At 57.9% G+C, this 19,877-nt stretch carries 22 protein-coding genes; 8 read left to right on the forward strand and 14 right to left on the reverse strand.

Features of this window, described 5'->3' with window-relative positions:
* Positions 1–81: 81 nt before the first annotated feature.
* Positions 82–141 carry a protein YpfM gene (gene ypfM, locus ABLX76_RS11255; RefSeq protein WP_100181659.1) on the reverse strand — a complete coding sequence of 20 codons (60 nt, stop codon included), beginning with the start codon at positions 139–141 and terminating at the stop codon, positions 82–84.
* Between the two features lie 366 nt (positions 142–507).
* Between ypfM and ABLX76_RS11260 the strand changes: the two genes are divergently transcribed.
* From ABLX76_RS11260 to ABLX76_RS11270, 3 genes are read left to right on the forward strand one after another with little or no spacing between them, the layout of a single operon-like run.
* Complete coding sequence (locus ABLX76_RS11260) at positions 508–861, forward strand: ArsC family reductase (protein WP_023290610.1); 354 nt, start codon at positions 508–510, stop codon at positions 859–861.
* A 3-nt stretch (positions 862–864) separates the two neighbouring features.
* Complete coding sequence (gene dapE / locus ABLX76_RS11265) at positions 865–1,992, forward strand: succinyl-diaminopimelate desuccinylase (RefSeq protein ID WP_048336289.1); 1,128 nt, start codon at positions 865–867, stop codon at positions 1,990–1,992.
* 26 nt (positions 1,993–2,018) lie between these two features.
* The gene (locus tag ABLX76_RS11270) at positions 2,019–2,222 is read left to right on the forward strand and encodes a YpfN family protein (protein ID WP_002913768.1); all 204 of its coding nucleotides are present in this window, start codon (positions 2,019–2,021) and stop codon (positions 2,220–2,222) included.
* Positions 2,223–2,270: 48 nt separating this feature from the next.
* Here ABLX76_RS11270 and ypfH read toward each other — a convergent pair whose 3' ends face one another.
* From ypfH to dapA, 6 genes are all read right to left on the reverse strand, one after another.
* Positions 2,271–2,966 (reverse strand): esterase, encoded by a 696-nt coding sequence (ypfH, locus tag ABLX76_RS11275; RefSeq protein WP_023290612.1) that lies wholly within the window; start codon positions 2,964–2,966, stop codon positions 2,271–2,273.
* A 76-nt stretch (positions 2,967–3,042) separates the two neighbouring features.
* On the reverse strand, positions 3,043–5,046 hold the full coding sequence (locus ABLX76_RS11280; protein WP_348874527.1) for a GNAT family N-acetyltransferase: 2,004 nt from the start codon (positions 5,044–5,046) through the stop codon (positions 3,043–3,045).
* A gap of 9 nt (positions 5,047–5,055) precedes the next feature.
* Entirely contained in the window at positions 5,056–5,928 is an 873-nt protein-coding gene (locus tag ABLX76_RS11285) for a neutral zinc metallopeptidase (RefSeq protein ID WP_023290614.1), read from the reverse strand.
* A gap of 119 nt (positions 5,929–6,047) precedes the next feature.
* A complete protein-coding gene (gene purC / locus ABLX76_RS11290) occupies positions 6,048–6,761 on the reverse strand; it encodes a phosphoribosylaminoimidazolesuccinocarboxamide synthase (protein ID WP_002913801.1) in 714 nt (237 codons plus the stop codon).
* A 228-nt stretch (positions 6,762–6,989) separates the two neighbouring features.
* Positions 6,990–8,024, reverse strand: coding sequence for an outer membrane protein assembly factor BamC (bamC, locus tag ABLX76_RS11295; RefSeq protein ID WP_023290615.1), 1,035 nt, complete (start codon positions 8,022–8,024; stop codon positions 6,990–6,992).
* 16 nt (positions 8,025–8,040) lie between these two features.
* On the reverse strand, positions 8,041–8,919 hold the full coding sequence (dapA, locus tag ABLX76_RS11300; protein WP_023290616.1) for a 4-hydroxy-tetrahydrodipicolinate synthase: 879 nt from the start codon (positions 8,917–8,919) through the stop codon (positions 8,041–8,043).
* A gap of 153 nt (positions 8,920–9,072) precedes the next feature.
* Here dapA and ABLX76_RS11305 point away from each other — a divergent pair, with 153 nt between their 5' ends.
* Together ABLX76_RS11305 and bcp are read left to right on the forward strand one after the other, a co-directional pair.
* Positions 9,073–9,639, forward strand: coding sequence for a glycine cleavage system transcriptional repressor (locus ABLX76_RS11305; RefSeq protein WP_002913804.1), 567 nt, complete (start codon positions 9,073–9,075; stop codon positions 9,637–9,639).
* Between the two features lie 3 nt (positions 9,640–9,642).
* The gene (gene bcp / locus ABLX76_RS11310) at positions 9,643–10,113 is read left to right on the forward strand and encodes a thioredoxin-dependent thiol peroxidase (RefSeq protein WP_004201935.1); all 471 of its coding nucleotides are present in this window, start codon (positions 9,643–9,645) and stop codon (positions 10,111–10,113) included.
* Between the two features lie 60 nt (positions 10,114–10,173).
* Here bcp and ABLX76_RS11315 read toward each other — a convergent pair whose 3' ends face one another.
* Positions 10,174–11,238, reverse strand: a complete 1,065-nt coding sequence (locus ABLX76_RS11315; RefSeq protein ID WP_004201933.1) for an AI-2E family transporter — start codon at positions 11,236–11,238, stop codon at positions 10,174–10,176.
* Between the two features lie 54 nt (positions 11,239–11,292).
* Positions 11,293–11,409: a hypothetical protein gene (locus tag ABLX76_RS11320; RefSeq protein WP_032429201.1), complete on the reverse strand. Its 117-nt coding sequence runs from the start codon at positions 11,407–11,409 to the stop codon at positions 11,293–11,295.
* 51 nt (positions 11,410–11,460) lie between these two features.
* Here ABLX76_RS11320 and bepA point away from each other — a divergent pair, with 51 nt between their 5' ends.
* The 3 genes from bepA (at position 11,461) to ABLX76_RS11335 (ending at position 14,344) form a co-directional block, all read left to right on the forward strand.
* Complete coding sequence (bepA, locus tag ABLX76_RS11325; RefSeq protein WP_065883051.1) at positions 11,461–12,924, forward strand: beta-barrel assembly-enhancing protease; 1,464 nt, start codon at positions 11,461–11,463, stop codon at positions 12,922–12,924.
* Between the two features lie 9 nt (positions 12,925–12,933).
* Positions 12,934–13,293: an arsenate reductase (glutaredoxin) gene (arsC, locus tag ABLX76_RS11330; protein ID WP_048297992.1), complete on the forward strand. Its 360-nt coding sequence runs from the start codon at positions 12,934–12,936 to the stop codon at positions 13,291–13,293.
* 127 nt (positions 13,294–13,420) lie between these two features.
* On the forward strand, positions 13,421–14,344 hold the full coding sequence (locus tag ABLX76_RS11335) for an Rpn family recombination-promoting nuclease/putative transposase (protein ID WP_023290620.1): 924 nt from the start codon (positions 13,421–13,423) through the stop codon (positions 14,342–14,344).
* Here ABLX76_RS11335 and ABLX76_RS11340 read toward each other — a convergent pair.
* The 5 genes from ABLX76_RS11340 to bglK form a co-directional block, all read right to left on the reverse strand.
* Positions 14,341–15,042, reverse strand: coding sequence for a DnaA inactivator Hda (locus ABLX76_RS11340; protein WP_020947395.1), 702 nt, complete (start codon positions 15,040–15,042; stop codon positions 14,341–14,343). The two genes, ABLX76_RS11335 and ABLX76_RS11340, sit on opposite strands and share 4 nt — an antisense overlap.
* 98 nt (positions 15,043–15,140) lie before the next feature.
* Positions 15,141–16,427 (reverse strand): uracil permease, encoded by a 1,287-nt coding sequence (uraA, locus tag ABLX76_RS11345; protein WP_348874528.1) that lies wholly within the window; start codon positions 16,425–16,427, stop codon positions 15,141–15,143.
* 86 nt (positions 16,428–16,513) lie between these two features.
* Positions 16,514–17,140, reverse strand: coding sequence for a uracil phosphoribosyltransferase (upp, locus tag ABLX76_RS11350; RefSeq protein WP_004201927.1), 627 nt, complete (start codon positions 17,138–17,140; stop codon positions 16,514–16,516).
* A 226-nt stretch (positions 17,141–17,366) separates the two neighbouring features.
* The gene (locus tag ABLX76_RS11355) at positions 17,367–18,797 is read right to left on the reverse strand and encodes a 6-phospho-beta-glucosidase (RefSeq protein ID WP_023290622.1); all 1,431 of its coding nucleotides are present in this window, start codon (positions 18,795–18,797) and stop codon (positions 17,367–17,369) included.
* Between the two features lie 9 nt (positions 18,798–18,806).
* Positions 18,807–19,700, reverse strand: a complete 894-nt coding sequence (gene bglK, locus ABLX76_RS11360; RefSeq protein WP_348874529.1) for a beta-glucoside kinase BglK — start codon at positions 19,698–19,700, stop codon at positions 18,807–18,809.
* Between the last annotated feature and the right edge of the window lie 177 nt (positions 19,701–19,877).

The raw sequence follows: 19,877 nt of genomic DNA on the forward strand, positions 1-19,877 counted from the left end.
GGATGGTCGCCTTCTTTATGTGTTCAGAACCATGACGCGCTTATTTACGTCGCGTTATTCCCCTGCTCACATTGCGGAAATTTATTTACGAAGCATGCCTTCAATAAAATCTTTCCAGTTCCCCAGTTCATGTTCAATCATAATAGCCTCTCTTATTATTATGGTCGATTCTATATAACTTCATTGCTGATGGGAAGTTGTGCTCCCCTATTGCTCTGATTGTCTTGTGGACCGCTGACAGAGATAAAACCTCTGGTTGCCGCCACTATGCCGTCTCGTATGTAAAAATTATGTGACGCAGAGCACCATCAGGCAACATTTTCATAATATTGTTAGTGCCCTCACATCATGCCCGCGACTGGGCAAATTTTAATCACCCGAATACATGGCACAAGATACCCGGTAAAAAGTTATATTTATTCATCTGAATCACGTATTATTTCAATAAGGCTTATATATTCGGAAATATCTGAGTTAACCGCTTAATTGAATGTTAAAGGTTTATCTATGCTCACCATGTACGGAATTAAAAACTGCGATACCATTAAAAAAGCCCGCCGCTGGCTGGAAGCGCATCAGATTGACTATCGCTTCCATGACTACCGCGCCGATGGCCTCGACCGCGCGCAACTGGATACCTTTATTGCCGAACTGGGCTGGCAGGCGCTGCTGAACACCCGCGGCACCACCTGGCGCAAGCTGGACGAATCGCTGCGCAACAGCATCGATAATGCCGATGCCGCCGCCGCATTGATGCTGGAAATGCCGGCGATTATCAAACGCCCATTGCTCTGCGCGCCCGGTCGTCCTATGCTGCTGGGTTTTAGTGAAGCAAGTTATCAGCAGTTTAACGAGGTATAGTCTATGTCTTGCCCGGTCATTGAGCTGGCTCAGCAGCTTATTCGCCGCCCTTCCCTTAGCCCCGATGATGCGGGATGCCAGGCGTTAATGATTGAACGCCTGCGTGCGATCGGCTTTACCGTTGAACCGATGGATTTCGGCGATACGCAGAACTTCTGGGCCTGGCGCGGCCACGGCGAGACGCTGGCCTTCGCCGGCCACACCGACGTGGTCCCGGCAGGCGACGCCGACCGCTGGATCAATCCGCCGTTCGAACCCACCATCCGCGACGGGATGCTGTTTGGCCGCGGGGCTGCGGATATGAAAGGCTCGCTGGCGGCGATGGTGGTTGCCGCTGAGCGTTTTGTCGCGCAGTACCCGAACCACCGGGGCCGGCTGGCGTTTTTGATTACCTCTGATGAAGAGGCCAGCGCCAAAAACGGCACCGTCAAAGTGGTGGAGACGCTGATGGCGCGTAACGAGCGTCTGGACTACTGTCTGGTCGGCGAACCCTCCAGTACCGAAGTGGTCGGCGATGTGGTGAAAAACGGCCGTCGCGGCTCGCTGACCTGCAATCTGACCATTCACGGCGTACAGGGCCATGTCGCCTATCCGCACCTTGCCGATAACCCCGTCCATCGCGCGGCGCCGATGCTGGCGGAGCTGGTCAATATCGAGTGGGATAAAGGCAATGAATACTTCCCGCCGACCAGCATGCAGATTGCCAACGTGCAGTCCGGCACCGGCAGCAACAACGTGATCCCTGGCGATATGTTCGTCCAGTTCAACTTCCGATTCAGTACGGAACTGACGGATGAGATGATCAAAGCCCGGGTGGTCGCCCTGCTGGAAAAATACCAGCTGCGTTACAGCGTGGAGTGGTGGCTCTCCGGCCAGCCGTTCCTCACCGGACGGGGCAAGCTAGTGGATGCGGTCGTCAACGCGATTGAGCACTATAATGAGATCAAACCGCAGCTGTTAACCAACGGCGGCACCTCAGACGGACGGTTTATCGCGCGCATGGGGGCGCAGGTGGTAGAGCTGGGCCCCGTGAACGCCACGATTCACAAAATTAATGAATGTGTGAACGCCGCCGACCTGCAGCTGCTGGCGCGGATGTATCAACGCGTAATGGAACAGCTGGTCGCCTGACGTACTGACGTAAAGAGGAAGCGCGCATGGAATGGCTTATTAAACACTGGTGGATTCTGGTGCTGGTCTTTTTGGTGGGGGTAATTATCAACGTGATTAAAGATCTGAACCGCGTTGACCACAAAAAATTCCTCAACAACAAACCCGATCTGCCGCCGCACCGTGATTTTAACGATAAATGGGACGATGACGACGACTGGCCGAAGCACGACCAGTCGAAGAAACCGTAAGTTTGCCTTTATCGCGGTACCGCCCGCCTGTAACCCCGCCCGCCGGGGTTACAGCATTTCGATGATATCGTCCCCTTTCGGCGTACTGCCGCTCAGCGCCTCATCAAAATAGTGCTTCGGCACGGTATAGCGCAGTCGCTCAATCGCAAACTGCATGCTGCGATCGTCAATGGCATGCCCCAGATCGTCAACAATATCTAAGGTCACGTCGCCCCCCGCCTGCAACAACGCCTCCTGAGCCGACACCGCCCATGCCAGATCGATAACCCGATCGTCACCACCGTGGATCAGGTGAATGGTGGTGGCCGTCGTTGCGGTGACCGGCAGCGTCGCGTAGCGGCCATTAAAGGCGATCACCCGCGAAGCCAGATCCGGCGCCGCTTTGATGCTCTCCAGCGACATGATCGCCCCCTGAGAGAAGCCGATCAGCGCGGTGGCCAGCGGGCTGACGCCGCTCTTTTCCTGCCAGTAGCGCACAATGTCAATAAAGGTCGGCATAATGGCGTCGATACGCTGCTGACGATTCTCTTCCGTCACTCCCTGCACCGAAAACCACTGCCGGCCGTTGGGACCGCAAGGCTCAACCCCGCCAATGCTAACGATCAGCGCATCAGGAAACTGCGGCGCGAACCAGCTGCCAATTTGCCCCATGGAGACCGGGTTATCCCCCACGCCATGAAACAGCAGCAACAGCTGTTGCGCAGGCGTCGCAGGGCTTTGAACAATAAAATGATCGTGTTTCATGGCTGTCTCCTTTGTGTATGCGGGCAGTGTACGCCGCTCGCCAAATATGACCATGCCATTTAACTGAATGAGTTAGTTAAAAAAATTGCAGGTGCGCTACCTGCTGACGCAGCGCCTCAGCGCGCGCTGCATCGAGGAAGCGCAAGGCGTCCGCGGCCTCCTGACGCCATCTCGCCAGCAGAGCTTTACGCCCTGTTAGCTGCAGCGCGGCGCAGAGTTCGGCCTCTTCTTCCCCCTGCAGGCGCCCGCGCAGCGCCGGCAACGGCATGTCGACCTGCATCAGCAGACGATTGAGGCAACCCAGCGCCGCAGCCAGCGGGCGATGGGCGAAGGCAAAGCTGGCCGCTTCCAGCCAGTCCTCCTCACTAAGCATAGCCCCTGAAACGGCCGGCAGCGGCGCGGGCGCGTCCCGCCACGGGCGCAGCCAGTATTCATCGCGTTGTAGCCGCTGCGCCTCCCGCTGCGCGAGCTGATGCCCCGCTGCAGTCAGCGGGAACAGAGCCATCGCGGTATAGCATCCGCTGCTGGCCTCGCGATGAGTACCCAGCCGCACGAGGATAAACCCGCAGCGTTGCCAGAAGCGCCACAGCTCAGGGGTATAGCCAAAGCTGACGGAGAGATAGTCATAACCTGCGGCATCGGCGGCGATATCCGCGATCATCTGCTGCCCCAGCCCTTCGCGCTGGCGGGCGGGGTGGACGGCGATCCGACTGACCCGCAGCCCGCGCAGCGTCGCCGCGAGGGGACTGCCGCCATGCGCCGCCAGCGACTGGGCGACCAGGTTCCCTCGCGGCCGGCGAAAACCCGCCCACACCGCCCGGCTGAGTTCAGGAGAAAGTCCCCCCTCGGCCACCAGCCACAGGGCGCCCGCCACCGCGCCGCCGGCGCGTGCGCAGCGGAAAGCCTGGCCCGGCGCGTCCATCATGCGCCGCAGATCGAGAGGAGAAGTGCGGTAATGCGCCCCGGACAACAGCTGGTACATCGCCTCCGGCAGCGTCGGCCGCGTTTGCCAGCTGGACTGATCGACCTCTTCCACGGAAACCTCCCCCGTCGGCGCATCGCGAAATGCCTCATCGCTGAAGATCAGCAGCTGACTGATGGCTGACTCCAGCGGACAGCCCGCGGCCCAGCGGATCGGCGCGCTCAGGCTAAACGACTGCAGATGGGGCAGGCTGGCGCAAAATTTCAGCAGGAACCCGCGCCCGGTGCCTTCATAACCCTGCACCGTCGTGGTGAGTAGCGTGCGGGGAAAACGGCTTACCAGCTGCCGGAGAAGCGGAGCCGGAATGGCCGCGGCCTCATCGACAATCAGCCAGGACGCCGTTTCTTTCGATGACAGCAGCGCATCAGGCGCCATAAAGCGAAACGCCTCGCCGGCAAAGCTCGCCAGCACATCGACAGCGCTGCGGGTCGGGGCGGTAACGATGGCCTCGCCCGCGAGCTGGCGCAGCAACATGCCCGCGAGGGCGGATTTGCCTCGCCCTCGTTCAGCCGTCACCGCCGCGATACCGGGCGGTAGACGCAACAATTGCGCAAGGATCGCCGCCTGTTCGGCCAGCGGGTGACCCTCGGCGGGATGCCAGTCAGGGCGCGGGACGGCCAGCGGGAGCCGCGGCGAGTCCGACTGCCGCCAGAGCAGCACATCGGGGTCGGCGATAAACTGCCGACAGCAGCGGAGAACAAAGTGGGGGGTAGAGATCGGGTCGGGCGTATCGCTCCAGCGCAGGGAGTCCTCATCCACCCGGGACGGCCAGTCGGCGAAGGGGGGCGTCAGCAGCACCAGCCAGCTTCCCGCCCGCAGGGTACCGCTCAGGGCCGCCAGGGCGGCTACATCAAATCCGCGCCGGGCATCGAAAAAGGCGTGCATGACTTCCCGCCCCAGCAGCGTCTTCAGGGCGCCAGGCGCCACCCCGGGCGCGAAAACCGGCTCGGGGCCCACCCACAGGCCATCGCCGGCGAGCCTCTCCCGCAGCGCCTGCGCCTGCTGCAGCGTCCAGGCCTCGTCGCCGCTGAGTACCAGCAGGCGGCGAATTCCCTCCCGCGCCATCTGCGCGGTGAGGTCAAGCAACGCGTCCATCATCGGTGGCGATTACAGGGCGCTGCCGAAGGTGTTGCACTGCGCCGGGTCGCCGCTGTCGAAACCGCGTTTGAACCAGGTGTAGCGCTGTTTTGACGTGCCGTGGGTAAAGCTGTCCGGTACCACCCGCCCCTGGCTCTGCTGCTGCAGACGGTCGTCGCCGATGGCCTCGGCGGCGTTCAGCGCCTCCTGCAGATCGCCGGTTTCCAGAATATCCTGCTGCTGCATATTATGGCCCCAGACGCCGGCGAAGCAGTCTGCCTGCAGCTCCATCTTAACCGACAGCCGGTTGGCTTCGGCCTCGGTGGCATGCTGCTGTTGCTGGCGGACCTTCGGCTCAATGCCCAGCAGTTTTTGCACGTGATGACCCACTTCATGGGCAATGACGTACCCCTGGGCAAAGTCGCCGTCGGCGCCCAGTTTATTTTTCATCTCATCGTAGAATGACAGGTCGATATAGACCGTGCTGTCGGCAGGACAGTAGAACGGCCCCATCACCGACTGGCCGGTACCGCAGCCGGTACGGGTCGCGCCGCGGTAGAGCACCAGCTTTGGCTGGGGGTACTGGCGGCCCATCTTTTCAAAGATCGGTCCCCAGGTATCTTCGGTGGTGGCCAGGATCACCGAAGTAAACTTCGCCGCTTCATCGTCTTTCGGACTGATGGAGCGCTGCGTGGAGGTCTGCTGCTGCGGCATCGGTTCGCCGGTCAGCATGCCGGTCAAATCCACGCCGTAATAGCCCGCCACCAGCACAATAATCAGCAGCACAATGCCGCCCTTCCCGCTCGGCAGCCGGAAGCCGCCGCCCCCGCCGCCAAACGGCGAGCCCGATTGACCGCGTCGATCTTCAACATTGTCGCTTTCGCGACGCCCTTGCCAGCGCATAAGCACCTCATTCCCTGTTATGTATCAATAGCAGAGATCGTAGGCGGTTCAGCGCAGGATTACCACAGGAAACAGCAAGAGACGCCAGAAGATGAGACCATCTTCTGGCGGCGGGCGAGTTAGTCGAGCTTAACGCCCAGGCGGTGAGCCACTTCTTCGTAGGCTTCGATCAGGCCGCCAAGGCTCTGGCGGAAGCGGTCTTTGTCCATTTTATCAAGGGTGTTTTTGTCCCACAGGCGGCTGCCGTCCGGCGAAAACTCATCGCCCAGTACCACTTCGCCTTTGAACAGACCAAACTCCAGCTTAAAGTCCACCAGAATCAGACCGGCGTCATCGAACAATTTTTTCAGCACGTCGTTGGCTTTGTAGGTCAGCTCGCGCATCCGCGCCAGATTCTCTTTGCTCACCCAGCCGAAGGTTTCGCAGTAGGAGTCGTTGACCATCGGATCGTGCATGGCATCGTTTTTCAGGAACAGATCGAACAGCGGCGGATTCAGCTCGATACCTTCTTCAATGCCTAAACGTTTTACCAGCGAGCCTGCCGCACGGTTACGCACCACGCACTCCACCGGCACCATATCCAGTTTTTTCACCAGGCATTCGGTATCGGAGAGCAGCGCTTCCATCTGGGTAGGGATGCCCGCTTCTGCCAGTTTGCTCATAATGAAGTGGTTGAACTTGTTATTCACCATGCCTTTACGATCGAACTGCTCGATGCGCGCGCCATCACCTGCTGACGTATCGTTACGGAATTCCAGTACCAGCAGGTCCGGATTATCGGTGCTGTATACTGTCTTCGCCTTACCACGATACAACTCAGCTTGCTTTTTCATCTTTCACTACTCCAGTGATATTGAGCCTAAAAATACGTTTCCACCTATACACAAAATCATTCAAAGTGCATCGAGGCGGCAACTGAGCGAATCCCCAGGAGCTTACAAAAGTAAGTGACTGGGGTGAACGAAGGCGGCCAACAAAGAGGCAATTTGAAGGATGATGTGTATACGCACACGTTTGCGTCACTATATATTAAAAGGGCCGGATTGCTCCAGCCCTTTTGATTACTTGTTAAATGCGGCCTGGAATACGGCTACCAGAGCGTCATTTTGCGACTGCGTCAGGGTGTGGCCTTTCGGGTCGATGAACTGCAGGCTACTGCGGTTATCGAGGTCGCCGACCTGAAGTTTGTAGTCACCGGAGACCAGCTGCGGGTCGCGTGCGCCCAGCTCCTGCCAGCTGCTGTCAGACAGCGGCTTGTAGGTCAGCGCCATGCTGCCCTGAGAGCGCGTGCTGTCGGTCACTTTCATCCCCACTTTCTCGAGGGCGCCCGGCAGACGCTGCCACACCATGTTAAACGGCGCGCGAACGACGAGCATTGGCAGGCCAGTATCGTCGGCAGCGCTCTGCACGTCGAAAGTAGCGCCCGCGCTGCGCTGAGCGGCGTTCTGGGCGCTGGTGGCGTTCATGTCCAGGCCTTCCGAAATGACGTTCAGCATGGCGGTGCTGTAGCGCTGCAGTGACGCCGGATCGGCAACCGGTTTACCCGCCTGCTCCAGATTCACCAGCTTGACCACAACCGCTTGCTGATAGCCCTGCGGTTTGACGGAGATTTGATAACGACCGCGATACTGCTGATCTTCATCAAGACGGTTCCACTCAACCCAGTCGGTGTTCAGCGTCTGGCTCGCATCATCGCGCTTGGCGATAACGTAGTTCTTCGACTGAAGAATGCTGGTAACCTGCGCCCACAGCGAACCGCTGCGGCCGTTTTCGACCATCAGCGTCGCGGTATCGCCGTTGAACTGGGTGCGGGCGCCGCTAACCAATGCCAGCGGCTGCGCCGGCGGGCGAATGTCCAGCGCCTTGCCGACCGCGCCGGTGCTGTTGGCCACCGGAATGTTGTAATCACCCACCTGAATCGGCAGGATCATCCCCGCCGGCGCGTGAAGTTCGCTCAACGGTGACGCCTGTAAATAGGCCTCATCACCGCTCACCTGACGCTTATAGCGCGAGTCGGAACTACAGGCCGCGAGGAGTAGAACCAGCGAAACACCCGCAACCTTCGCCAGGCGCGACTTCTGTACTGAGTAAGCCATCAAATCTCCCTAAACTTTACAGCAAACCGGCATGCTTCAGCGCGGCGGTAACGGCTTCACGACCCTGGTCGGTGATAGGCGTCATCGGCAAGCGCAGCGTATCGGTCGCCACAAGACCCAACGCCTTGCATCCCCATTTCACCGGGATAGGATTGGGTTCGACAAATAATTTTGTATGCAATGGCATCAGACGCTGGTTAATCGCCCGGGCTTCGGCAAATTGACCCGCCAGCGCCAGACGGCACATGTCGGCCATTTCGCGCGCCGCCACGTTGGCGGTAACGGAAATCACGCCCACGCCGCCGAGCTGCATAAAGTCCATACCGGTCGCATCGTCACCGCTCAGCAGAATAAAGTCGTCTGAAACCAGCTCTTTGATCTGGTGAACACGACTTAAGTTCCCTGTTGCTTCCTTAATACCGACAATATTTTTAATTTGCGCCAGACGGCCAACGGTTTCCGGCAGCATATCGCAACCGGTACGGGACGGCACATTATACAGAATTTGCGGCAGGTCAGTATGTTCGGCGATAGCTTTAAAGTGCTGGAACAGGCCTTCCTGGGTCGGACGGTTATAATAAGGAGTGACCGTCAGGCAGCCGACTACGCCGCTGTCGTTAAAACGTTTGGTCAGGCTAATCGCCTCTGCGGTTGCATTGGCTCCCGTTCCCGCGATAACCGGGATACGCCCGTCAGCCAGTTCCAGCGTCATCATCACCACGTCGCCATGCTCTTCATGGCTCAGCGTTGCGGATTCACCGGTAGTCCCTACCGAAACGATCGCCGAGGTTCCGTTGGCGACATGGTAATCAATCAGTTTTTTCAGGCTTGTCCGGCAGACATTACCGTTTTCATCCATCGGCGTGACAAGCGCTACAATACTTCCCGTGAACATGGGCCATCCTCAGAGCAGAAGTGCGACAAGATTCTCAATGTTACGTTTGGAGCTGCAATAAAAGCAAGAGACCCGACGCCATCAGGGATGTTGTATGGCGGTTTTTTTTATGCTTTCCTAATGTTACCTCACCTTTTTAAAGGAAGAACAGGTTTGACAGCCTCATTACAACACTATCTGGTTATTACCGCCCTGGGGGCTGACCGTCCCGGCATCGTGAATACGATCACTCGCCACGTCAGCAGCTGCGGTTGTAATATCGAAGACAGCCGGCTGGCCATGCTCGGTGATGAGTTTACGTTTATCATGCTGCTTTCCGGTTCGTGGAATGCGATTAACCTGATCGAATCAACCCTGCCGCTGAAAGGCGCGGAGCTGGAGCTGTTGATCGTGATGAAACGCACCACCGCGCGCCCGCCGCAGGCCATGCCAAACACCGTCTGGGTCCAGGTTGAGGTGCCGGACTCACCGCATATCATCGAGCGCTTCACTGCCCTGTGCGATACATGGAATATGAATATCGCGGAACTGGTGTCCCGCACGCAGCCGGGAGACGGCGATTCCGCGCAGCTTTTTATCCAGATAACGGCTCACAGCCCTGCGACGCAAAATGCAGCAAATATCGAACAAGCGTTCAAAGCCCTATGTACAGAACTCAATGCACAAGGCAGTATTAACATCGTTAATTATTCACAGCATGATGAACAGGATGGAGTTTAACCCATGACCCCACTGAAAGCCGGTGATCTTGCACCGAAATTTAGCTTACCGGACCAGGACGGCGAGGAAGTAAATTTAACCGACTTCCAGGGACAGCGTGTCCTGGTTTATTTTTACCCGAAAGCCATGACCCCGGGCTGCACCGTCCAGGCGTGCGGCTTGCGCGATAATATGGACGACCTGAAAAAAGCCGGTGTGGAAGTGCTGGGCATCAGCACCGATAAACCGGAAAAGCTCTCCCGTTTCGCCGAAAAAGAGCTGCTGAACTTTACGCTGCTGTCTGATGAAAACCATCAGGTTTGCGAGCAGTTTGGCGTCTGGGGCGAAAAATCTTTTATGGGGAAAACCTACGACGGGATCCACCGTATCAGCTTCCTCGTCGATGCCGATGGCAAAATCGAACACGTCTTTGATGACTTCAAAACCAGTAATCACCACGACGTGGTGTTGAACTGGCTGAAAGAAAACGCCTGATGCAAAGCAAGACGCCGGGGGAGAGAACCTCGCCCGGCGTCTTTTTTTATCCTCAATGCCTTAGTCGTCGTCGACGACCAGGCCATCCGGCCAGGCATGCACCACCGCTTTAATTAACGTGGCCAGCGGAATGGCGAAGAAGACGCCCCAGAATCCCCACAAACCGCCAAAGATCACCACCGACAGGATAATCACCAGCGGGTGCAGATTCACCGCTTCCGAGAACAGCACCGGTACCAGCAGGTTACCGTCCAGTCCCTGAATAATCAGATAGACCGCGAACAGACTCCAGAACTCGGTGCCTGCGCCAAACTGAAACAGCGCCACCCCTACCACCGGAATGGTCACCACAAACGCGCCGATATAGGGGATCAGCACCGAGAAGCCCACCAGCACCGCCAACAGCAGCGAGTAGTTGAGGCCGAAAAGGATAAAGCCTATCCAGGTGGCGACGCTGACGACAATCATCTCCAGCACCTTACCGCGAATGTAGTTGGTGATTTGCTGGTTCATCTCCTTCCACACCTGCCCGGCCAGACCGCGGTTTCGCGGCAGCACGCGGCGTACCGCGTTGAGCATCTGCTCTTTATCCTTCAGCAGGAAGAAGACCATCAGCGGCACCAGCACCAGATAGACCGCCAGCGTGAGCAGCCCCACCAGCGAGGCGAGAGAATACTTGACCACCGAGTCGCCCACCGTCAGCATCCGGGTACGCATATTTTCCGCCATCGCGTCGATGATGCCGGCATCCATCAACGCCGGATAGCGCCGCGGCAGCGTGGCGGCGAAATCAGAGAGCTTGTTAAGCATGCCCGGCATATCGCGGATAAGGTAGATCCCCTGCTGCCAGGCCACCGGCAGCACCACAAAGGCCAGCAAGAGCAGAATACCCACAAAGAGGATTAGCACCAGCGAGGTCGCCCAGGTGCGCGACAGGCCGATGCGCTCCAGGCGAACGGTCGGCCACTCCAGTAGATAGGCCAGCACGATAGCCACCAGTAACGGGGCCAGCAGGCCGCTGAAAAAGAACATGATGCCGAAACCGGCAAGCAAAATAACCAGCAGCGCTATCGCCTCAGGGTCGCTGAATCGACGGCGGTACCACTGCATTAACATCTCGAGCATAAAACCTTCCCTGAAGCGCAACGCGGCGACAAACGGGGGAATTGTATCGAAATGTCACAAAAAAGACTTCGCTTTTTGATGCGCAGCAGACAAACCCGTCTCCGCCGTGAAGAACCTATTTTCAATGCGTCTAACGCCAGCTAAACTCGCTGGGATGCGGCCAGGGAACATTGCGTCGCACAATCGGTCAAACTGGCACACCCACATTACAGGACAGAGGTTATGTTCAGGCAGTTGAAGAAAACGCTGGTGGCGACCATGATCGCGTCGCTGACGCTGGGTTCGTTAGGCCCTGCTTTTGCTGACTCCGCAGATACCCTGCCGGACATGGGGACCTCCGCAGGAAGCACGTTATCGATTGGTCAGGAAATGCAGATGGGGGATTACTACGTCCGCCAGCTGCGCGGCAGCGCGCCGCTGATCAACGACCCTCTGCTGGTGCAATATATCAACGGGCTGGGCATGCGTCTGGTCTCGCATGCGAATTCGGTGCGCACCCCGTTCCACTTCTATTTGATTAATAACGACCAAATTAACGCCTTCGCCTTCTTCGGCGGCAATGTGGTCCTCCACTCCGCCCTGTTCCGCTACTCCGATAACGAGAGCGAACTGGCCTCTGTCATGGCGCACGAAATTTCCCACGTTACGCAGCGGCATCTCGCCCGCGCAATGGAAGATCAGAAACGCAATGCGCCGCTGACCTGGGTCGGCGCGCTGGGTTCAATTCTGCTGGCGATGGCCAGCCCGCAGGCCGGGATGGCGGCGCTGACCGGGACGCTGGCCGGCACCCAACAGGGCATGATCAGCTTCACCCGTCAGAACGAAGAAGAGGCCGACCGAATCGGTATTCAGGTTCTGCAACGCTCAGGATTCGACCCGCAGGCCATGCCGATGTTTATGGGTAAACTGCTTGATGAGTCGCGCTACTCAACGCGGCCGCCGGAAATGCTGCTCACCCACCCCCTGCCGGAAAGCCGGCTTGCCGATGCCCGTAACCGCGCCAACCAGATGCGCCCGGTTGTCGTACAGTCCTCAGCGGACTTCTATCTGGCGAAGGCGCGTACCCTCGGAATGTACACCAACGGCGACAATAAGCTAGGCACCGATCTGCTCAATGCCTGGGATAAAGGCAATATCCGCCAGCAGCATGCCGCGCAGTATGGCCGCGCCCTGCTGGCGATGGAAAGCAACAACTTTGACCAGGCGCGCAAAACGCTGCAGCCGCTGCTCAGCGCCGATCCGCAAAATCCCTGGTATCTCGATCTGGCCACCGATATCGACCTCGGACAGAAGAAAACCGGCGACGCCATCAACCGTCTTAAAAACGCTCGTGAACTGCGCACCAATCCGGTGCTGCAGTTGAACCTGGCCAACGCCCTCCTGCAGGGCGGACAGCCCGGGGAAGCGGCGACCATCCTGAATCGTTATACCTTTACCTATAAAGAGGATGGCAACGGCTGGGACCTGCTGGCGCAGGCGGAAGGCGCCCTGGGCAATCGCGACCAGGAGCTGGCGGCGCGGGCAGAAAGCATGGCGCTGGTCGGCCAGCTGGAACAGGCGATTTCCCTGCTCAGCAGCGCCAGCTCGCAAGTGAAACTCGGTAGTCTGCAGCAGGCCCGCTACGATGCCCGCATCGACCAGCTACGTGAGCTACAGGCCCGCTTCCGCCCCTACCAAAAAATGTAAGGAGACCCCATGACCGACGCGGTAAAAATTTACCATAACCCACGCTGCTCGAAGAGCCGCGAAACGCTGAGCCTGTTGAAGAGCCACGGCATCGATCCTGAGGTGGTGCTTTATCTTGAGACGCCACCGGATGCCGGGACGCTGCGTCAACTGCTGCAGCTGCTGGGTATGGAGAGCCCCCGCGAACTCATGCGCCAGAAAGAGGATCTGTATAAATCGCTCAATCTTGCCGACCCGGCGCTCAGCGACGCCGCGCTGATACAGGCGATGGTCGACAACCCTAAGCTCATCGAACGCCCAATTGTCGTCAGCCGCGGCCAGGCGCGTATTGGCCGACCGCCGGAGCAGGTCCTTGAGATCGTGAGCTAAGCCACCCGCGCCGCGCTTACGCGGCGCTTTTTTTACGTAGCTGATTCCAGATCTTCCACGCCAATCCCTCCCGCCCGTCTTGCAGTGCTACTGTTCATCTAACGCTCAATCCACTGGACGGATGAACATGAAAAAACCAACCTCAACGCCTCACGATGCCGTATTTAAGACCTATCTCTCCCACCCAGATACCGCCCGCGATTTTCTGCGGCTGTACCTGCCCGAGACGCTGCTTAAAGTGTGCGATCTGCGTACGCTGCATCTCGAGTCCGGGCATTTTGTCGAAGACGATCTGCGTCCCTTTTACGCCGACATTCTGTATTCCCTGAAAACCACGGCGGGAGACGGCTATATTTATGCGCTTATCGAACACCAGAGCACGCCCGACCGGCATATGGCCTTTCGTCTGATGCGCTACGCCATCGCCGCCATGCAGCGCCACCTTGATGCCGGCCACGATCGGCTGCCGCTGGTGATCCCTGTTCTCTTCTACCACGGTCTGGTAAGCCCCTACCCGTTCTCACTGCGCTGGCTCGATGAATTCGTCGCTCCGGAGCTGGCCGGCCACCTTTATCACGGGGCGTTTCCGCTGGCGGACATTACCGTCATTCCGGATGACGACATTGCCACCCATCAGCGCATGGCGACGCTGGAGTTACTGCAAAAACATATTCGACAACGCGATCTGGCGCAGCTCCTCGACAAACTGAGCGAATTATTATTGACTGGTCTGGCGACGGAATCGCAGGTACAAGCCCTGATGCACTATCTGGTGCAGGCAGGCAACGCGCGAGAGCCGATCAAGTTCATTCGCGAGCTGGCGTTACGTACGCCGCAGCACAAGGAGACGTTGATGACAATTGCGGAATATCTGGAACAGCAGGGTCTGGAGCGGGGCCTGGCGCAGGGACTGGCGCAGGGCCGTCAGGAAGGCCGGAAAGAAGAGGCGCAGCGTATCGCCGCCGCTATGCTACACAGTGGCCTGGCGCGCGACCTGGTCGCCCGGTTGACCGGGCTGACGGAGGAGGAACTGACTCCGCAGGCGGACTAGAGTTTAAGGATCTCTTTCACGAAGGGGATCGTCAGCTTGCGCTGAGCGGTAATCGAGGCATGATCCAGCTGATCGAGGGTCATAAATAGCGAGCGCATCTCGCGATCCAGCCGCTTCAGCAAGAAGCGGCACACGTCCTCCGGCATCTCAAAGCCGCGCAGTCTGGCGCGCAGCTGCAGGGCCTGCAGTTTGTCTTCATCCGACAGCGGCTGCAGCTTATAGATCTGCCCCCAGTCAAGCCGCGAGGCAAGATCCGGCAGACCAAGATTCAGTTGCCGCGGCGGCCGGTCGCCGGTGATCAGCAGCCGGGTTTTACCTGATTCCAGGATCCGGTTGTAGAGATTAAAGATGGCCATTTCCCAGGGCTCATCCCCTGCGACGCACTCGATGTTATCGATGCAGACCAGGGCCAGCTGTTCCATCCCCTCCAGCACCTCCGGCACAAACCAGGTGCGTTTATCCAGCGGCACGTAGCCCACGGCATCCCCGCGCTGGGAAAGCTCGGCGCAGGCGGCGTGTAACAGGTGGCTGCGACCCGCCCCTTCACGTGACCAGATATAAATATACCCGCTGTGTTCCTGGCGCAGTACGTTCTGGAGGGCAGCAAGTAGAGAAGGATTATCACCCGGCCAGAAACTCGCGAAGGTTTCGTCGTCAGGAAGATACAGTGGCAAAGAGAGCTGTGCCGGTGCGTTCAGATGGACCTCAACATAGGCTTACAGAAAAACGCGAAGAGTTTATCACAGATTTAGGTCAGGAGAGAACCGGGCGGGATCGCCGCCCGGTCAGGCGATCGTTATTTAACCTCTTCGCTATCCACGGCGTCGAGAACCACCTCTTCCGGACGCAGGACGCTGATAAGCTTGAAAATCAGGCTGAGCGCGATACCGACGATGGTGGCCAGCGCCATCCCTTTCAGCTCAGCGGCGCCGATGTGCACTTTGGCACCGCTGACGCCGATGATCAGGATCACGGAGGTGAGGATCAGATTCTGCGCTTTGCTGTAATCCACCTTCGATTCAATCAGTACGCGGATCCCCGAGGCGCCGATCACCCCGTACAGCAGCAGCGACACGCCGCCCATCACCGGCACCGGGATGATCTGGATCGCCGCCGCCAGTTTGCCGACGCAGGAGAGCAGAATCGCAATGATCGCCGCGCCGCCGATAACCCAGGTGCTGTAGACGCGGGTAATCGCCATCACGCCGATATTTTCCCCGTAGGTGGTGTTAGGCGTCGAGCCGAAGAACCCGGAAATGATCGTCGACAGGCCATTGGCAAACATCGAACGATGCAGGCCCGGGTCGCGGATCAGATCGCGTTTGACGATATTGGCCGTCACCACCAGGTGACCGACATGCTCGGCAATCACCACCAGCGCAGCGGGCAGAATGGTGAAGATGGCGAACCATTCAAAACGCGGCGTGTAGAAGGTTGGCAGCGCGAACCAGTGCGCTTCGGCGATCGGGGTGGTATCAACCACGCCCATCACAAACGACAGCGCATAGCCCACCATAACGCCAATCAGGATCGGGATAATCGCCAGGAAGCCGCGGAACAGGACCGAACCAAACACCGTCACCGCCAGGGTTACCATCGAGATAATAATGGTTTTGCTGTCCGGTGACTGGCCGTCGGCTGGCAGCAGCCCGGCCATATTGGCCGCCACGCCTGCCAGCTCCAGACCGATAACCGCCACGATGGCCCCCATCGCCGCCGGGGGGAACATCACATCCAGCCAGCCGGTACCGGCTTTTTTGACAATAAAGGAGACGAGGCAGAACAGCACGCCGCACATAATGAAACCGCCCAGCGCCACTTCATAGCCCAGCGGCAGCAGGAGCAGCACCGGAGAGATAAAGGCGAAACTCGATCCCAGATACGCCGGGATTTTGCCTTTACAGATAAAGAGGTACAGCAGCGTACCAATACCGTTGAACAGCAGCACGGTGGCCGGGTTGATGTGGAACAGGATTGGCACCAGCACCGTTGCGCCGAACATGGCAAAGAGGTGCTGCAAACTAAGCGGGATAGTCTGTAAAAGCGGCGGTCTTTCACTCACCCCGATAGCACGGCGCGTCATAGTGTTTTCCTCTGAGATGGTTAGTTATGTGTGTTTTATTCAAAAAAAAGCCGACTCTCAAAGTCGGCTTGTTTATCGTTATTCGATTATTTCGTACCAAAGATCTTGTCGCCGGCATCGCCGAGACCGGGAATGATGTACCCGTGCTCGTTCAGTCCCTTATCGACAGAGGCGGTATACAGCTCAACGTCCGGGTGCGCTTTCTCCAGCGCGGCAATCCCTTCCGGCGCCGCCACCAGCACCAGCACCTTGATGCTGGTGCAGCCGGCGTTTTTCAGCAGATCGATAGTGGCGATCATCGACCCACCGGTGGCCAGCATCGGGTCAACCACCAGCGCCATACGCTCATCGATGTTGGACACCAGCTTCTGGAAGTAAGGTACCGGCTCAAGGGTTTCTTCATTGCGATAAATACCCACCACGCTGATACGCGCGCTTGGCACGTGCTCAAGCACCCCTTCCATCATGCCGAGGCCTGCGCGCAGGATAGGCACGACGGTAATTTTCTTGCCCTTGATCTGCTCAACTTCCACCGGGCCGTTCCAGCCTTCGATGGTCACTTTCTCGGTTGCCAGATCGGCGGTGGCTTCATAAGTCAGTAAGCTGCCCACTTCTGAGGCGAGTTCACGGAAGCGTTTGGTGCTGATGTCGTGCTCGCGCATCAGGCCCAGCTTGTGTTTGACGAGTGGGTGTTTGACTTCCACAATCTTCATTCTCTTTCTCCTCTGAGGGGCAGCCACAAAAAAAATCGCGGGATTATACCGCTTTTTTCGGATTAGGCCATACCCATCTTGCTTGACGTATATCAAGCAAAGTGATTTAGAGACAAAAAAACCGGAGACGAGGCTCCGGTTTTAGCGCGGGGTTCTGCCGGGCGGCGCTAACGCTTACCCGGACTGGAAACCACGCAGGCTCGATAAGCGCAGCGCCATCGGGAAATTATAGCTGCTCCCCGTTGCTGGCAATCACCTTCTTATACCAGTCGAACGACTTCTTCTTACTGCGGTCCAGCGTGCCGTTGCCTTCATTATCTTTATCCACGTAGATAAAGCCGTAGCGTTTTTTCATCTCCCCCGTGCCGGCGGAAACCAGATCGATACAGCCCCACGGGGTATAGCCCATCAGGTCAACACCGTCTTCGACCACCGCCTTTTTCATCTCCGCGATATGGGCGGAAAGATAATCGATACGGTACTGGTCATCCACGCTGCCGTCCGCTTCACGAACATCGATCGCGCCAAAACCGTTTTCGACAATAAACAGCGGTAGCTGATAGTGATCCCAGAACCAGTTCAGCGAATAGCGCAGGCCGACCGGATCTATCTGCCAGCCCCAGTCCGACTTTTTCACGTACGGGTTGGAGACCAGGCTGGTGGTTTCATCATAATCGAGCAATGGGTTATCTTCGGTGGCTTTGGTGGCGAAGGACATATAGTAGCTAAAGCCGATGTAGTCGACACAGCCTTCGGTTAACGCCTGACGATCGGCTTCGGTCATGTCCAGGCTAAAGCCGCGGCGGGCAAAATAGTTGAGCAGATGCTGCGGATAGCGGCCGCGCACGTGGACGTCGGTGAACCAGTACCGGCGGTGCATGGCGTTCATCGCCATCATCATATCGTCCGGCGCGCAGGTCAGCGGATAGATGGGACACATGGCGATCATGCAGCCTATCTGCAGAGCAGGGTTGATCTCGCGCGCCGCTTTCACCGCCAGGGCGCTGGCCACCAGCTCATAATGTGCGGCCTGGTACATCACCGGTTCCCGATCTTCACCCGGCACATACTTCAGACCGGAGTTGGTGAAGGGGGCAAAGTCCTCATGGTAGTTGGCCTGGTTGTTGATCTCGTTGAAGGTCATCCAGTACTTCACTTTATGCTGGTAGCGGGTGAAGACGACCCTGGCGAAGCGCACGAAAAAGTCGATCAGCTTGCGGTTACGCCAGCCGCCGTACTCGGTGACCAGGTGATAGGGCATTTCAAAATGCGACAGCGTAATGACCGGTTCAATACCGTGTTTCAGACATTCGTCGAACAGATCGTCATAAAACTGCAGGCCAGCCTCGTTCGGCTCCTGTTCATCGCCCTGCGGGAAAATACGCGTCCAGGCAATCGAGGTGCGGAAACATTTAAAGCCCATTTCGGCAAACAGCGCCAGGTCCTGCGGGTAGCGATGATAAAAATCGATCGCCTCATGGTTCGGGTAGTTTTTCCCCGCTACCACGCCGTCGGTGATTTCCCGCGGCACCCCGTGGGCGCCGGCGGTCATGACATCCGCCACGCTGACCCCCTTGCCCCCCTCCTGCCAGCCGCCCTCTAACTGATGCGCCGCCACCGCGCCGCCCCACAGAAAACCTTCTTTAAATCCGGACATAATCTCTCCCTAAGGTCGATCGTCGCCAGGCGAACGATAGTGCTGATTGAAATGGTAAACCGCGCCAATCAGGCCGGCATCATTGCCGTGACTGACGGTATCGAGATAGTCGGCAATGCCGAACCAGGCCAGATGCTGGCGCAGCAGCGTCAGAAATCCAGGGCGTTCCACAATGCCGCCGCCGATAAAAATAGTCTGCGGATCGAAGATATTGACGAGGTTATAAAGGCCATGGCCCAGGCCATTGAAGAACTCGGCGACCAAACGCTGGCAAACCGGGTCGCCGGCGTCGTAGCGGTCAAAAATCATTTCACCAGTGACGCTATCCAGCGGCGCGCCAATATGTTCCGCATAGCGATGGCGAAGCACCCGCAGGGTGCAGTTTTCATTCATCGAGTAGCGACGGGGATCGCGTCCGCCAGGACGATCGGTAAGCATATAGCCGAACTCACCGGCGCGAAAACGCGCCCCGTGGATCAACTGATGTTGGCAAAAAATCGCTCCACCGATGCCAGTGCCGATAGTGAGCACCATAAAATTGGCCATTTCCTCCGCTTTGCCCTGCCAGCGCTCAGCCAGCAGCACACAGTTGGCGTCGTTTTCCACCGAGACCGGCAGCCCGGTTCGCGTCTCGAGCCACGATTTCATGGCGAAGTTGTCAAATCGACGGATAGCGCCGCCCATGGTGATAAAGCCGCTGTGCGGATCGACATAGCCCGGCGCGCTGATGGCTATACCTTCGCACGACGGGTGGGCCGCCAGCCACGACAGGATGGTCTGTAAGATATGATCGCCATCGCTGTCATTGATTGACTGCTTCGCGGTTTCCAGCAGCCTGCCGTCGCGGGTCATGACGCCCATCTTTAGCGCGGTGCCGCCGATATCAAATGCCGCAATCTTCATTCATCCCTCCCCTGTCGAGCATAATGCACCGGTGATCCACACGGCGGCCAACCACAGAAACCGGTTTCATTCGTATGATGAGGATTCCCTGGCACTGAGGCAAGCACAAGGCTGTACCCGGTTTCATTTTCGTGAGCAGTATCAAATTTGACCATCCGCCAACGGTTTTACGCCGAC

Origin of the sequence: Klebsiella sp. JB_Kp004 (assembly GCF_040065795.1) — a bacterium.
In the GTDB taxonomy this organism is placed as follows: domain Bacteria; phylum Pseudomonadota; class Gammaproteobacteria; order Enterobacterales; family Enterobacteriaceae; genus Klebsiella; species Klebsiella quasipneumoniae.

What these genes read in the sequence shown, in the direction of transcription:
- ABLX76_RS11260 (WP_023290610.1), top strand. Translation starts at nt 508, where the DNA reads ATGCTCACCATGTACGGAATTAAAAACTGCGATACCATTAAAAAAGCC.
- dapE (WP_048336289.1), top strand. Translation starts at nt 865, where the DNA reads ATGTCTTGCCCGGTCATTGAGCTGGCTCAGCAGCTTATTCGCCGCCCT.
- ABLX76_RS11270 (WP_002913768.1), top strand. Translation starts at nt 2,019, where the DNA reads ATGGAATGGCTTATTAAACACTGGTGGATTCTGGTGCTGGTCTTTTTG.
- ypfH (WP_023290612.1), bottom strand. Translation starts at nt 2,966, where the DNA reads ATGAAACACGATCATTTTATTGTTCAAAGCCCTGCGACGCCTGCGCAA.
- ABLX76_RS11280 (WP_348874527.1), bottom strand. Translation starts at nt 5,046, where the DNA reads ATGATGGACGCGTTGCTTGACCTCACCGCGCAGATGGCGCGGGAGGGA.
- ABLX76_RS11285 (WP_023290614.1), bottom strand. Translation starts at nt 5,928, where the DNA reads ATGCGCTGGCAAGGGCGTCGCGAAAGCGACAATGTTGAAGATCGACGC.
- purC (WP_002913801.1), bottom strand. Translation starts at nt 6,761, where the DNA reads ATGAAAAAGCAAGCTGAGTTGTATCGTGGTAAGGCGAAGACAGTATAC.
- bamC (WP_023290615.1), bottom strand. Translation starts at nt 8,024, where the DNA reads ATGGCTTACTCAGTACAGAAGTCGCGCCTGGCGAAGGTTGCGGGTGTT.
- dapA (WP_023290616.1), bottom strand. Translation starts at nt 8,919, where the DNA reads ATGTTCACGGGAAGTATTGTAGCGCTTGTCACGCCGATGGATGAAAAC.
- bcp (WP_004201935.1), top strand. Translation starts at nt 9,643, where the DNA reads ATGACCCCACTGAAAGCCGGTGATCTTGCACCGAAATTTAGCTTACCG.
- ABLX76_RS11315 (WP_004201933.1), bottom strand. Translation starts at nt 11,238, where the DNA reads ATGCTCGAGATGTTAATGCAGTGGTACCGCCGTCGATTCAGCGACCCT.
- ABLX76_RS11320 (WP_032429201.1), bottom strand. Translation starts at nt 11,409, where the DNA reads ATGTTCCCTGGCCGCATCCCAGCGAGTTTAGCTGGCGTTAGACGCATT.
- bepA (WP_065883051.1), top strand. Translation starts at nt 11,461, where the DNA reads ATGTTCAGGCAGTTGAAGAAAACGCTGGTGGCGACCATGATCGCGTCG.
- arsC (WP_048297992.1), top strand. Translation starts at nt 12,934, where the DNA reads ATGACCGACGCGGTAAAAATTTACCATAACCCACGCTGCTCGAAGAGC.
- ABLX76_RS11335 (WP_023290620.1), top strand. Translation starts at nt 13,421, where the DNA reads ATGAAAAAACCAACCTCAACGCCTCACGATGCCGTATTTAAGACCTAT.
- uraA (WP_348874528.1), bottom strand. Translation starts at nt 16,427, where the DNA reads ATGACGCGCCGTGCTATCGGGGTGAGTGAAAGACCGCCGCTTTTACAG.
- upp (WP_004201927.1), bottom strand. Translation starts at nt 17,140, where the DNA reads ATGAAGATTGTGGAAGTCAAACACCCACTCGTCAAACACAAGCTGGGC.
- ABLX76_RS11355 (WP_023290622.1), bottom strand. Translation starts at nt 18,797, where the DNA reads ATGTCCGGATTTAAAGAAGGTTTTCTGTGGGGCGGCGCGGTGGCGGCG.
- bglK (WP_348874529.1), bottom strand. Translation starts at nt 19,700, where the DNA reads ATGAAGATTGCGGCATTTGATATCGGCGGCACCGCGCTAAAGATGGGC.